Origin of the sequence: Paraburkholderia sp. RL17-381-BIF-C, assembly GCF_046026435.1 — a bacterium.
Taxonomy (GTDB): Bacteria; Pseudomonadota; Gammaproteobacteria; order Burkholderiales; family Burkholderiaceae; genus Paraburkholderia.
In genome coordinates this window covers 56,998-71,160 of sequence record NZ_JARESX010000037.1, presented here as the reverse complement: position 1 = coordinate 71,160, position 14,163 = coordinate 56,998, and the positions used below count along the sequence as shown (strand labels likewise).

General features: G+C 60.5%; 11 protein-coding genes. 8 read left to right on the top strand and 3 right to left on the bottom strand.

The window, feature by feature from the left end:
- The first annotated feature begins 102 nt into the window (after positions 1 to 102).
- Complete coding sequence (locus P0D70_RS22345) at positions 103 to 2,613, top strand: hypothetical protein (RefSeq protein ID WP_408186073.1); 2,511 nt, start codon at positions 103 to 105, stop codon at positions 2,611 to 2,613.
- A 68-nt stretch (positions 2,614 to 2,681) separates the two neighbouring features.
- Here the strand turns inward: P0D70_RS22345 and clpA are convergent, their stop codons facing one another.
- Positions 2,682 to 4,979 carry an ATP-dependent Clp protease ATP-binding subunit ClpA gene (clpA, locus tag P0D70_RS22340; protein WP_011489636.1) on the bottom strand — a complete coding sequence of 766 codons (2,298 nt, stop codon included), beginning with the start codon at positions 4,977 to 4,979 and terminating at the stop codon, positions 2,682 to 2,684.
- Entirely contained in the window at positions 4,976 to 5,290 is a 315-nt protein-coding gene (gene clpS / locus P0D70_RS22335) for an ATP-dependent Clp protease adapter ClpS (protein WP_006050100.1), read from the bottom strand. Before clpS ends, clpA begins: the two co-directional genes overlap by 4 nt.
- Positions 5,291 to 5,839: 549 nt before the next feature.
- Here clpS and P0D70_RS22330 point away from each other — a divergent pair.
- On the top strand, positions 5,840 to 6,046 hold the full coding sequence (locus P0D70_RS22330; RefSeq protein ID WP_007180614.1) for a cold-shock protein: 207 nt from the start codon (positions 5,840 to 5,842) through the stop codon (positions 6,044 to 6,046).
- Between the two features lie 286 nt (positions 6,047 to 6,332).
- Here the strand turns inward: P0D70_RS22330 and icd are convergent, their stop codons facing one another.
- Positions 6,333 to 7,589 (bottom strand): NADP-dependent isocitrate dehydrogenase, encoded by a 1,257-nt coding sequence (icd, locus tag P0D70_RS22325; protein ID WP_091799670.1) that lies wholly within the window; start codon positions 7,587 to 7,589, stop codon positions 6,333 to 6,335.
- Between the two features lie 331 nt (positions 7,590 to 7,920).
- Here icd and P0D70_RS22320 point away from each other — a divergent pair, with 331 nt between their 5' ends.
- The 6 genes from P0D70_RS22320 (at position 7,921) to P0D70_RS22295 (ending at position 14,014) form a co-directional block, all read left to right on the top strand.
- Complete coding sequence (locus P0D70_RS22320; RefSeq protein WP_408186072.1) at positions 7,921 to 8,490, top strand: pseudouridine synthase; 570 nt, start codon at positions 7,921 to 7,923, stop codon at positions 8,488 to 8,490.
- Positions 8,491 to 8,957: 467 nt separating this feature from the next.
- On the top strand, positions 8,958 to 9,152 hold the full coding sequence (locus P0D70_RS22315; protein ID WP_011489640.1) for a hypothetical protein: 195 nt from the start codon (positions 8,958 to 8,960) through the stop codon (positions 9,150 to 9,152).
- A gap of 145 nt (positions 9,153 to 9,297) precedes the next feature.
- Positions 9,298 to 9,816: a DUF192 domain-containing protein gene (locus tag P0D70_RS22310; protein ID WP_091799663.1), complete on the top strand. Its 519-nt coding sequence runs from the start codon at positions 9,298 to 9,300 to the stop codon at positions 9,814 to 9,816.
- A gap of 351 nt (positions 9,817 to 10,167) precedes the next feature.
- Complete coding sequence (gene fusA, locus P0D70_RS22305) at positions 10,168 to 12,273, top strand: elongation factor G (RefSeq protein ID WP_091799660.1); 2,106 nt, start codon at positions 10,168 to 10,170, stop codon at positions 12,271 to 12,273.
- 190 nt (positions 12,274 to 12,463) lie between these two features.
- A complete protein-coding gene (locus P0D70_RS22300; RefSeq protein WP_408186071.1) occupies positions 12,464 to 12,976 on the top strand; it encodes a cupin domain-containing protein in 513 nt (170 codons plus the stop codon).
- 18 nt (positions 12,977 to 12,994) lie between these two features.
- Positions 12,995 to 14,014: a HoxN/HupN/NixA family nickel/cobalt transporter gene (locus tag P0D70_RS22295; RefSeq protein WP_091799653.1), complete on the top strand. Its 1,020-nt coding sequence runs from the start codon at positions 12,995 to 12,997 to the stop codon at positions 14,012 to 14,014.
- The last annotated feature ends 149 nt before the right edge of the window (positions 14,015 to 14,163 follow it).

The following is a 14,163-nucleotide window of genomic DNA, read 5'->3' as shown; positions in this document are numbered from 1 at the left end:
CATAGTCAGCGTGGTGCGGATAGTTACTCTTCCGGACAGCTCTTTCTTCGCCCACCCCGGCGATCAATCAGTGCTCGCCGGATAAACCTGAATGGAGCCAGTATGAAGATCGAATATGATGCAATCGTCGGCCCGGGTGCCAATGACTGGTATGGCACGATCATCGTCTCCAACCTGCGCTATGAAGATGGCAGCGCAGTCAGCGTCAACCAGTACCTTGCATTCAACTTCCATTCGCCGGCCAACCTGGACGCCACGGCCATCCAGCCTCAGTTCATCAATTGGGTGGTCGGCGCGACTACCGTGGAAGCGTCGCAAGTCGGCGACAGCGACTTCAATGTGACTGTGAAGATGGCGTTCACGACGCCATATACGATGCAGCCGCCCGATCAGATCACTATTGGTATCAACGGCAATCTTGTTGCCGATCCGCACACCTGGCTCGATTCATTCGTGTTCGCGGCCGATCAGGCGCCGACAATCTTCGGCACGGTGTCCGCCGCGTGCGCAACGGCGCCGGACCAGGCTCTCGCGAGCGTGACGCCCGTTCTCACGCTCGCCCAGGGCAGCATGGTCTCCACCTTGCCACTAAGCTATGGCGAGAGCGTCACTGCGAGTCTGCAACAAGGCGTCTATTCGGTGAGCGGTGACAGCGTCTCTACTGACGATGAGACTGTCGTCGCGCCGCTTGTCATCGATCCTACCTCGCTTGAAGTCTCAGCCGGCAATACCTCGACGATCGAAGCGACCTTCGGGCCGGTCGAACGCTATTGCGCACTCGATATTTCGATCGGTTCGCTCACCGGTCTGTCGAGCGAAACGCTCAGCGTCACGCTGATCGACAGTAAGACCGGCAACACGCTCGCCGCATTCGATGCAAAGACCAACAGCGTGACGTCGCTGCGCAAGTTGCCGCCCTCGGGCACCGCGCGTGTTTCGCTACAGAACGTCGCGCTGAACGATGTCAACTACTCGTTCAAGGTGCCGGATATCACGCTGACGAACGCACTGCAGAAGGTGAGCATCAACGATTCCATGGTGACGAGCAAGCCCGTCAACACGTCGGGATACGTCAAGGTAGCGATCAAGATCACGGCCGAACAGACACTCGATCGTGAGATCGACTTACGCCTGATCGGCAGCCATATGAATTATCTGCAGACGGTCACCGTCAAGTCGCAGCAGACCGCTTTCTCGGCGCTCGTGCAGTCGGGCCACTACACGGTGGAGACCAGCGACTTCCTGTCGGCGGGCATCGTGTATGCCGTCAACGCGCCAGCGCAATTAGCCGTGAGCGGTGGCGGCAAAGTTGAACTCGACGTGAGCGTCGATGCATCCGCGAACCTCCGCGTGCGTGGTTTCCCAGCGTACCTGTGCTTCGGCGGTTGCGCCGATTTGCAGCCGAGCAATCTGGCGGACTTTGCCGCGGCGCGCGCGACATCGCTTTTCGATTACGCCGGCACAGACGGCGCCGGCGACTCGAACGTCTACCTGGCCGACGACGTCCAAACGCGCACGACGATCACCCTCGCCCGCAACGTCGAAGCGCAACTGGATAGCATTCAGCCCATGCTGCCGGTGATGGTGTCGTACACCTGCAACCTGTCGCTCGGCAACACGCCGGGGATCCTCGCGAACGCCGACGCTCACGCGCACAGTTTCGCGAACTACATCCTGGCGCTGAACATCGCCACCGAGTCGATCGACGACGAGCACCCGGTTCCGGCAGGCTTCATCGTGAACCCGGACTTTCTCGGTGCGTGCGAGCAGGCCAACTTCGGCCCGACCTACTCGATGCCGGTGCGCGGGCCGCCGCAAACCGCGCTCGACCATTGGTCGCTCTCACTGGAGATTCCCGGCAATATCACCGAAGACATAGCCGGCTACGTCCTCGCTGTGAACTGGCTGACGCGCACAGTGGCGCCAAGCGTGACTTTCGGCTGGCAGATCAATCTCTGGGGCGTCGGCTACTCGGAGTGGATTTATGAGGATACCGACATAACGTCGCAAATGGCACAGCAGACGGCCGACTATGTCGCCAGCCTCGGCGTGTACGACGGGCCGTACGCTCCCGACTTCCTCGCGATCGACCGCTACGAAGCGGACGATTTCACACAACGCGCGTACGTGAACGGCTATTGCTATGGCCCTCGCGAATGGCAACGCTATTTCGATTTCTGCAAGACGGTTAGCCGCGCACTCAAAGTGCCGGTCATGCCGTGGCAGATTCCCGCGAGCCGCATTCCGAACACGACCGACCCGGTCGCGGCAGATTTCGACTCCCAACACTGGGGAACCGGCGGCAGTTGCCTGCTCGGCGATCCGGCAATCGGCTCCGACTACCGGAACGTACACCCGACCATTCTGGCGTTGACATTCCCATCGGTGTTCCAGCAATCCATGGGCGTTACCGCCAAGGATATGTTCCTGCGCTCCGAACCGTTCGACATTTCGAATCCGATGTACGGCGACTTTCCGCTGCGCGGCATCTTCACCGTCCTGCTGGGCGGTGGCGCAACAACCGGCATCGTCTCGGCAATCGGCAACCCCGAGGCGTGGGCACGAGACAAACTGAACGCCTACATGAACAGTCCAGTTAGTTTCGATCAATAGCATCCGCCCAAAAAAAAACGGCGTGGACCTGAGGTCCACGCCGTTTTTTAATACTACCGCGTATGCGTCTATTCGACTTCCACCGCTTCCGGGTTCGGATTGCGCGGCGCCGGATGTTCGTCGAAGGTCAACTGCACCTTGTCTTCCGCATCCACGTCGACCGTCACGCGACCGCCGTTCATCAGCTTGCCGAACAGCAGTTCGTCGGCCAGCGCACGACGAATCGTGTCCTGGATCAGACGCTGCATTGGCCGCGCGCCCATGAGCGGGTCGAAACCGTGCTTGGCGAGATGCTTGCGCAGCGCGTCGGTGAAGAGCGCGTCGACCTTCTTCTCGTGCAACTGATCTTCCAGTTGCATCAGGAACTTGTCGACCACGCGCATGATGATTTCTTCATCGAGCGAGCGGAAGCTGATCACCGCATCCAGACGGTTACGGAACTCAGGCGTGAACATGCGCTTGATATCGACCATTTCGTCGCCGGTTTCCCGACGATTCGTGAAGCCGATCACCGACTTGCCCATCGCCTCGGCACCCGCATTTGTCGTCATGATGATGATGACGTTGCGGAAATCCGCCTTGCGGCCGTTGTTGTCCGTCAGCGTGCCGTGGTCCATGACCTGCAGCAGCACGTTGTAGATGTCCGGATGCGCCTTCTCGATTTCGTCGAGCAGCAGCACGCAATGCGGCTTCTTCGTGACAGCCTCGGTCAGCAGACCACCCTGGTCAAAACCGACATAGCCCGGCGGCGCGCCGATCAACCGGCTGACCGCATGACGTTCCATATATTCGGACATGTCGAAGCGGATCAGCTCAATGCCCAGCGTGAACGCCAGCTGCTTCGCCACTTCCGTCTTGCCAACGCCGGTGGGGCCGGAGAACAGGAACGCACCGATCGGCTTGTCCAGCTTGCCGAGACCCGCACGCGCCATCTTGATCGCAGCCGACAGCGCGTCGATGGCCGGATCTTGCCCGAACACCACGCTCTTCAGATCGCGATCCAGCGTTTGCAGCTTGCTGCGATCGTCTTGCGACACGCTTTGCGGCGGGACACGGGCGATCTTCGAGATGATTTCCTCGATCTCGTTCTTGCCGATGGTTTTCTTCTGCTTCGACTTCGGCAGGATGCGTTGCGCTGCGCCCGCTTCGTCGATCACGTCGATCGCCTTGTCCGGCAGATGACGATCCGTGATGAAGCGTGCCGACAACTCAGCCGCCGCCGACAGCGCACCCGACGAATACTTCACGCCGTGGTGCTCTTCGAAACGCGACTTCAGGCCACGCAGGATCGCCACCGTCTGTTCGACGGTCGGCTCGGTCACGTCGACCTTCTGGAAACGGCGCGACAAAGCCGCGTCTTTTTCGAAGATGCCGCGATATTCCGTGAACGTGGTCGCGCCGATGCACTTCAGCGTGCCCGACGACAACGCCGGCTTCAGCAGGTTCGACGCGTCCAGCGTGCCGCCCGACGCAGCGCCTGCGCCGATCAGCGTATGAATTTCGTCGATGAACAGAATGGCGTGCGGACGTTCCTTCAATTCCTTGAGGACCGTCTTCAGGCGCTGTTCGAAGTCGCCGCGATACTTGGTGCCGGCGAGCAGCGCGCCCATGTCGAGCGAATACACCTGCGCATCCGCCAGAATGTCCGGCACTTCGCCGCGCGTAATTCGCCACGCGAGGCCCTCGGCGATCGCGGTCTTGCCGACGCCCGCCTCACCCACCAGCAGCGGATTGTTCTTGCGGCGGCGGCACAGCACCTGGACCACACGCTCGACTTCCGACTCGCGTCCGATCAGCGGATCGATGCGGCCGTCTTTCGCCATCTGGTTCAGATTCTGCGTGAACTGCGCGAGCGGGGTTTCCTTCTGCGCGGCGGCTTCGTCGGACTCGGCATTCGCGTCGCTCGCTTTCGCGGCGTCCGTGCTGCTCGTCTTGGCGATGCCGTGCGAGATGAAATTGACCACGTCCAGACGCGTCACGCCCTGCTGCTGCAGGTAGTAGACCGCGTGCGAATCCTTCTCGCCGAAGATCGCGACCAGCACGTTCGCGCCGGTCACTTCCTTCTTGCCATTCGAGGTGGACTGAACATGCATGATCGCGCGCTGGATCACACGCTGGAAACCCAGCGTGGGCTGCGTGTCGACGTCGTCCGTGCCAGGCACGGTCGGCGTGTTGTCATGAATGAAGTTGCGCAGGTTCTGGCGCAGATCCTCGATATTGGCCGCGCATGCACGCAACACCTCAGCCGCTGTCGGATTGTCCAACAGTGCCAGCAAAAGATGTTCGACCGTTATGAACTCGTGCCGCGCCTGGCGTGCTTCCATGAACGCCATGTGCAGGCTGACTTCCAGTTCCTGGGCAATCATGCTTCCTCCATCACACACTGCAGCGGATGCCCGGCCTGCCGTGCGTGGGTAACGACTTGCTCGACTTTGGTCGACGCGATGTCCCGCGTATAGACCCCACAAACTCCCCTGCCTTCGCGATGCACCTTCAACATAACCTGTGTTGCGGTTTCACGATCTTTATTGAAGTATTCCTGCACGATCATCACGACAAATTCCATTGGCGTGAAGTCGTCATTCAGCAGCACCACCTTGTACATGGATGGCGGCTTGAGCTTTTTCTCCTGCCGCTCCAGTACGGTGCCGTCCTGCTTGTCCGGGATAATCGCCATACACCCATTCTAAACAACTAGGACAGGCCCGCAATCCTGTCAAAACCCGGCCGACTGGCCGTGAGCCCGTTCGCGACCGCCTGATGGGTGATTCCCCCCTCGAGCGTGCGTTAAATCGACGAGCCGATTGCGGAGCCGGCCCCTATCCTGTGATGCTTGCGGCCGTGCTGCGCCGCAGTCGGATCGAGTATCGCACAACCTGCCGTAGCTGGCTGAGAGCTCGCCCGGCCTCGTCGGCACCGGGGCAACCCGCTGAACAGCATGTGAGTCGATTATGCGACTTTTCAAGACAGCCCGCTTGCGCAACCGCACATAACGAAAGCGGGAAAAACCCTGGAAAGTGCCTGTTTGCAACGCGGCAACGGCATCTCAAAATTTTCTTGACACCCGAATAAAGAGCCTCAACAATCAAGCTGGCACTTTTTTCACCAAGCCATAATTTCGAAAAAATGCCGATGGTGAGCTTGTGAGGAGGGAGCGGCTGCATCGCGCGGTCGTCGAGCTTTTCGAGGGCTCGTGGTAGTGACATGAGTTACAGGGGAAGTTGGAATGGCAACTGGTACGGTCAAATGGTTCAATGACGCAAAAGGTTTCGGATTCATCACGCCTGACGAAGGCGGCGAGGATCTGTTTGCACACTTCTCGGCCATCCAGATGAATGGGTTCAAGACCCTCAAGGAAGGCCAAAAGGTAACCTTCGAGGTCGTGCAAGGCCCGAAAGGCAAACAGGCATCGAACATCCAGGCACCTGCCTGAATCTGGTCGATTCCCGTCCTTTGAAACCCGGCTTCGTGCCGGGTTTCTTTTTTTGAGCGTCGCATTCTGACTGGGCTGGTTGTCCTCGGGTTGAGCTCGGCGCACGCACGTCCCATATATCGGGTAATCGTTCGGTCTGCTGTCGACTGAGGCGCCTCGCGCCGGACCAATGCGGCATCGCAAACGCTCACGCGCGCAACCCTGCGCGAGCCAAAAACAAACAACCCCGGCCGCCTTGCGGCGCCGGGGTTGGAAGTTAGAACCGGGTCAGGCTAACGCGAACCGCTTACAGATTCTCGATCAGCACCTGACCAAAGCCGGAACACGACACCTGCGTGGCGCCTTCCATCAAGCGCGCGAAGTCGTATGTGACGCGTTTTTGCAGAATCGATTTTTCCATCGACTTGATGATCAGATCCGCCGCCTCGGTCCAGCCGAGATGGCGCAGCATCATTTCCGCCGAGAGAATTTCCGAGCCTGGGTTCACGTAGTCCTTGCCGGCGTATTTCGGCGCGGTGCCGTGCGTGGCTTCGAACATCGCGACCGAATCGGACATGTTCGCCCCAGGCGCGATACCGATACCGCCGACCTGCGCGGCCAGCGCATCCGACACATAGTCGCCATTCAGGTTCAGCGTGGCTATCACGTCGTACTCAGCCGGACGCAGCAGGATCTGCTGCAGGAACGCGTCGGCGATCACGTCCTTCAGAACGATGTCGCCACCCGTCTTCGGATTCTTGATCTTCATCCACGGGCCGCCGTCGATCAGTTCCGCTGCAAACTCTTTTTGCGCCAGCGCATAACCGTAGTCGCGGAACGCGCCTTCGGTGAACTTCATGATGTTGCCCTTGTGCACCAGCGTGACCGAGCGGCGATCGTTATCGATCGCGTACTGGATCGCCTTGCGCACCAGACGCTCCGTACCTTCACGCGACACCGGCTTGATGCCGATCCCCGACGTTTCCGGGAAGCGGATCTTCTTCACGCCCATTTCTTCGCGCAGGAACTTGATGACCTTCTTCGCCTGTTCGGATTCAGCCGGCCACTCGATACCCGCGTAGATGTCTTCCGAGTTCTCGCGGAAGATCACCATGTTGGTCTTCTCCGGCTCACGCACCGGCGAAGGCACGCCCTTGAAATACTGCACCGGCCGCAAGCACACGTACAGGTCCAGTTCCTGGCGCAGCGCGACGTTCAGCGAGCGGATGCCACCGCCCACCGGCGTGGTGAGTGGGCCCTTGATCGAAACGACGTATTCCTTGAGCACCTGCAGTGTCTCTTCGGGAAGCCACACGTCCGGACCGTACACCTTGGTCGACTTCTCGCCGGCGTAGATTTCCATCCAGTGGATCTTTCGCTTGCCCGCGTAGGCTTTTTCCACCGCGGCGTCCACGACTTTGAGCATGACCGGCGTGATGTCGAGGCCGGTACCGTCGCCTTCAATGTACGGAATGATCGGCTGGTCCGACACGTTGAGCGAGAAATCGGGATTGACGGTGATCTTGTCACCACCGGTCGGAACCTTGATGTGCTGATACGACATGATCGGACTCCAGTGAAGGCTGTGCTGAAAGCTGATGGGAGACTGCGAAAACGGGGCGCTCCTCGCTACGCGCAATGCCGCACGCCGGCAAGCGGCCTGGCCGCTATTCTAGCCCACGCAACCGCCGCGCCGAGCCCGCAACGGCTCGGGGTTTTCCAACATGCACGAACGCGGGCCGGCGAGCTGCGAGTCTTATGTCTTATATAAGACAAGGACCGTGTCACGGGGCATTATGCTTTATTATCCCGCCATTTACTATCGGTCCGGCACCGCTCGAGGCGCAGCGGCCTCGCCCGCCGCCCCGGCGTCTCGTACCTCTTATTTCATCACTATGCGCCTTCTCGCCCTGAACAAACCGTTCGGCACGATTTGTCAGTTTTCGCCGCACGAAACGCGCGCGTCGCTGGCCGACTGGGTCAAGGTGCCCAACGTCTATCCGGCGGGCCGGCTCGACTCCGATAGCGAAGGTCTGCTGCTTCTCACCGACGACGGCGCTTTGCAAGCGCGCATCGCGGAACCGCGTCACAAACTCGTCAAACGTTATTGGGCGCAAGTGGAAGGCGCGGTCGATGCCGCCACGCTCAAGAAGCTCGCACGCGGCGTCGATCTCGGCGATTACGTCACGCGGCCCTGTCGTGCCGAATACGTGGAGCCGACTGACACGCTCTGGGCACGCACGCCGCCGATTCGTTATCGCGCCGCGATACCGACCACATGGATCGAACTGTCGATCACCGAAGGCAAGAATCGCCAGGTGCGTCGCATGACCGCCGCCGTGGGGTTTCCGACCTTGCGCCTCGTGCGCGTGGGCATTGGCGCGCTCGACGTGTTTTCGCTGGGACTGCAACCGGGCGAAAGCGTCGAATTGCCGCTGAAGGCGCCATGGGAAGGCATGGCGTGATCATGCGCACGCGCATGGCCGGATGCTGCTCGACAATGCGCCACACTCTCGTTTCACGCTGCGCTTCACCTTCGGCTTGAAACCGCTAACTCGTTGTATCCGCAAACAAAATAACGCGTGAAACCATCAAAAAAAGCGTGAAACAATCGCGAATGCGGCAACGCTGCCGCACGTGATTTGAATCAATCCATCGGCATATAAGTTTTCCACGAAATTTGCGTCAACCGGTGAGCGAGCTCAGGCGTTATTCGACGCAGATGCCGCCCGAAGCTATCCGGCATTCAGCCTTAAGGGCCTTTGTGCAAGCCGCTCTTGCGGTAAGTGCTGGGAGTCTGAGCGCTAACGCAGACGTGTCGAAAATTTGTTCGATACGGCTGTCAACCGAAAGGTGGATGGCACGTTTACCGACATGACTCCATATATAACCGGGTCATTTGGTTAATTAACTAAAGCTGAGGATTCACAAAATGAACAAACTGATCGCCGCTCTGGTCGCTGGTCTCTTCGCAACGGCAGCATTCGCACAAGCTTCGGCACCGGCAGCAGCTTCGGCAGCTCCGGCAGCAGCAGCTTCGTCGGCAAAGAAGACCACGAAGCACGCTCACAAGAAGTCGCACAAGAAGGCAGCAGCAGCAGCTGCAGCTTCGGGCGCTTCGGAGTAAGTTTGTTGTAAAAACGCAGTCAAGAACTAGCTTCATTGCCGTTCTTACGGCGTTGAAAGGCAGATCACCGCAAGGCGATCTGCCTTTTTGTTTTTGACGCGCTCGCGTAACATTCGCGGGTTAATTTCCAGCAAGGAGTCATGCCGTGCGATTTCCCATGCGCTCGTTGATTGCGCGTTTCGCTGTTGCCGTTGCACTGCCGCTCGCCGCGTTGTCCGCCTCGCTCACATTGGTTGCGACCACTGCCGCGCCTGCTCACGCGCAGCAAATGCCGGCCGGCGCGAAACAGCCGAGCGAATTTCCCCGCGCGAAGCTGACCGCGGGCATGTTCGTGATCGACGCTGCTGTCGCCGCGAACGACGCTGACCGCGAGCAAGGCCTCATGTATCGCACGAGCCTCGCGCCGAACGAAGGCATGCTGTTCGTCTTCAACGAAAACGCCGTGCACTGCTTCTGGATGAAGAACACGTTGATCCCGCTGTCGATCGCGTTCATGCGCGCCGACGGCACGGTTACCGACATCGACGAGATGCAGGCCGAGACCACCAACAATCACTGCCCGAAGAACAACGGCGTGTATGCGTTGGAGATGAGCAAGGGCTGGTTCACATCGAAGGGCATCAAACCGGGGATGAAAATCCAGGGCCTGCCCGCCGCGCAATAAGACGCGCCGGCAGCGCGCGATTGTTCGCGAGCGTTGCCGCTGTCGTTTCGTCATACCGCTTTCCGGAAGCCGGTGCCTTGTCATGAGGCGCCGGCTTTTTTGTTGCCGCGCCGCGGCATCGGGGCGTTGCCATATCGCGCCGTCTGCCCGTCTCGCGCCGCACCGCCGCGCCGGGATCAGGCGGCCCGAAGCCTTGCCAGCGGGCGTTCGCGCCCGACCGGCGAGATTCCTGCAAAAGACGGGCCGACGCGCTATCCTAGTAATCTTAGTAAAGCAGCATCCAAGGCTCCCCGGACAGCACAGACTGCTGCCGGGCAAGCGTTTCAGGCGCGCCATTCCAAGGAGGTTCACGTGCCCCGCAAGACTCCCATCGAGCGCTACCGGAATATCGGCATCAGCGCTCACATCGATGCCGGCAAAACCACCACCACTGAACGCATCCTGTTCTACACCGGCGTGACCCACAAGATCGGCGAGGTTCACGACGGTGCGGCAACGATGGACTGGATGGAACAGGAGCAGGAGCGCGGCATCACCATCACGTCGGCGGCCACCACCGCTTTCTGGAAGGGCATGGCCGGCAACTATCCGGAACACCGGATCAACATCATCGACACCCCGGGACACGTCGACTTCACGATCGAAGTGGAGCGCTCCATGCGCGTGCTCGACGGCGCGTGCATGGTGTACGACTCTGTCGGCGGCGTGCAGCCGCAGTCGGAAACCGTGTGGCGTCAGGCGAACAAGTACAAGGTGCCGCGCATCGCGTTCGTCAACAAGATGGACCGCGTGGGCGCGGACTTCTTCCGCGTGCAGCGGCAGATCGGCGACCGCCTGAAGGGCGTCGCGGTGCCCATCCAGATTCCGATCGGCGCGGAAGAACACTTCCAGGGCGTGGTCGATCTGGTCAAGATGAAGGCGATCTTCTGGGACGAAGAAAACCAGGGCATCAAGTTCGAGTATCGCGATATCCCGCCGGAACTCGCGGCGACCGCGAAGGAATGGCACGACAAGATGGTCGAGGCCGCGGCCGAAGCGAATGAGGAACTGCTCGACAAATACCTCGGCGGCGAAACGCTGACCGAAGAGGAAATCAAGCAGGCCATTCGCGCGCGCACCATCGCCAATGAAATCGTGCCGATGCTGTGCGGCAGCGCGTTCAAGAACAAGGGCGTGCAGGCCATGCTCGACGCGGTGATCGACTATCTGCCCTCGCCGGTGGACGTGCCCGCGATCACTGGGCACGACGAACATGACAACGAGATCGAGCGTCATCCGAACGACACCGATCCGTTCTCGGCGCTCGCCTTCAAGATCATGACCGACCCGTTCGTCGGCCAGCTGATTTTCTTCCGCGTCTATTCGGGCGTGGTGAATTCGGGCGACACGGTCTACAACGCGATCAAGGAAAAGAAGGAACGCCTGGGCCGGATCCTGCAGATGCACGCCAACGAGCGCAAGGAAATCAAGGAAGTCTACGCGGGCGACATCGCCGCGGCCGTCGGCCTGAAGGAAGCGACCACGGGCGACACGCTGTGCGATCCGAACAACGTGATCATCCTCGAAAAGATGATCTTCCCGGAGCCGGTGATCTCGCAGGCCGTCGAGCCGAAGACCAAGGTCGACCAGGAAAAGATGGGCATCGCGCTGAACCGTCTTGCTCAGGAAGACCCGTCGTTCCGCGTGCAGACAGACGAAGAATCCGGCCAGACGATCATCTCGGGCATGGGTGAGTTGCACCTGGAAATTCTGGTCGATCGGATGAAGCGCGAATTCGGCGTGGAGGCCACCGTCGGCAAGCCGCAGGTCGCGTATCGCGAGACGGTGCGCAACAAAGCCGAAGATGTCGAAGGCAAGTTCGTCAAACAGTCGGGCGGCCGCGGTCAATACGGCCACGCGGTGATTACGTTGGAGCCGGCGGCGCAAGGCAAGGGCTACGAATTCGTCGACGCCATCAAGGGCGGCGTGATTCCGCGCGAATTCATTCCGGCCGTGGACAAGGGCATTCAGGAAACGCTGAAGGCCGGCGTGCTGGCAGGCTATCCGGTGGTCGACGTGAAGGTGACGCTGACCTTCGGTTCGTACCACGACGTGGACTCGAACGAAAACGCGTTCCGCATGGCCGGCTCGATGGCCTTCAAGGAAGCGATGCGCAAGGCCAAGCCCGTGCTGCTCGAACCGATGATGGCCGTTGAAGTGGAAACGCCGGAAGACTTCATGGGCAACGTAATGGGCGATCTGTCGAGCCGTCGCGGCATGGTGCAAGGCATGGAAGACATCGCCGGCGGCGGCGGCAAGTTGGTGCGCGCCGAAGTGCCGCTCGCGGAGATGTTCGGTTACTCCACGTCGCTGCGCTCCGCGACGCAAGGCCGCGCGACTTATACGATGGAGTTCAAGCACTATGCGGAAACGCCGAACAACGTCGCTGAAGCCGTGATCAACGCGAAGCACAAGTAAGCTCTTTACCAAGCTCTCTGCCGCGAAGGCGTCGCACGCCAACGGCTACAAGCCCGCCCCCTGTGGACGGGCTTTTTTTCGTCCGCTGCACCGCACACAGGGCTTCTTCACACGCACGTTTTTGAACGTGCAAAAATGCCGGACGGCGCCGTGCCGAACGCCGGGACATACGCTCACGAGGAGACACATCATGAGTCAGGATCACGAACATCCGCATTACAAAGACGTGCCGCCGGCCACACCCGATTGGCGCGAGCACGGCGTGAAGGTCATTAAGGGCGATCAGCTCGATAGCAACACGGCGCAAACGCCGGGCATGAATCGCGCGGCGGCGATCAATGCCGCGCGCGTCGGCGCGCAGAAGATCTGGGCCGGCACCGTGACGATCCATCCGAATGCGAAGACCGGCGCGCATCATCATGGCGCGCTCGAAAGCGTGATCTACGTGGTGCGCGGCCAGGCGCGCATGCGTTGGGGCGAGCATCTGGAGTTCACCGCTGAAGCCGGCCCCGGCGACTTCATCTTCGTGCCGCCGTATGTGCCGCATCAGGAGATCAACGCGAGTACCGACGACCCGCTCGAATGCGTGCTGGTGCGCAGCGATAACGAAGCGGTGGTGGTCAACCTGAACATCGACGCGGTGGAACAGCCCGAGACGGTGTTCTGGGTCGATCCGATTCACAAGCATCCGCACGATCATTAACTCCTGCCCACGCGACTCATGACGCCGACCGCTTCGCTGCGCTCTCGCCTTTTCACCCTATACGCCGTGCTGATCGCCGCCAATCTCGGCGCATGGGCGTGGGCGCTGATCGCGTTTCGCCATTACCCGCTATTGCTCGGCACGGCGCTGCTCGCCTATGGCTTCGGCCTGCGCCATGCGGTCGACGCCGACCACATCGCGGCAATCGACGCCGTTACGCGCAAGCTCATGCAGGCCGGCAAGCGGCCGCTCGGCGTCGGGCTGTCGTTTTCGCTGGGGCATTCGACGATCGTGATCGTGGCGACTATCGGCATAGCGTGGACCGCGCATTCGCTGCACGGCCGTTTCGAGTCATTCAAGGCAGTAGGCGGCACGATCGGCACGCTCGTCTCCGCGAGCTTCCTGCTGGTGCTGGCGGCCGTCAATCTCGTGATTTTGCGTGATGTCTGGCGCCGCTATCGGCTCGTCCAGCAGAGCGGCGAATTGCCTGCTCAAACGGCGGATTCGATTGCGCCGGCGGGTCTGCTGTCACGCGCGTTGCGCCCGCTCTTCAGACTCGTGACGAAAAGCTGGCACATGTACCCTGTCGGCGTGCTGTTCGGCCTCGGCTTTGATACCGCAACCGAGATCGGCTTGCTGGCGATCGCCGCATCGGAAGCGGGTAAAGGTCTGCCGCTTTATTCGATTCTGGTGTTCCCCGCCCTCTTCACCGCCGGCATGACGCTGGTGGATTCGACCGATAACGTGCTGATGGTCCACGCCTACGGCTGGGCCATGGACGACCCGAAACGCAAGCTCTACTACAACGCGAGCATCACGTTCGTGTCGGCGGTGGTGGCGATCGTGATCGGCGGCGTCGAAGCGTTGGGTCTGCTGTCGGACAAGCTCGGTCTGAACGGCGGCTTGTGGGATGCGATCGCCAGCGTGAACGAACGCTTCGGCATGCTGGGTTACGGCATCGTCGCCGTGTTCATGGCGTGCTGGATCGGCTCGGTGCTGTTCCATCGCTGGCGGCGTCCGGGCGCGCTCGCGCGGTAAATCCAACAGCTTTTACGTACCGCGATCGGTAACGTTTCCATCGTGGCATTGACCATCGCGCGGCAGCGGCGGCGAGTACATCATCCGCTCGCCGCATGCGAACCGCGCATGCCTCGCGCCACAGGAGCGTCGAGCGTTGTGATGACGAT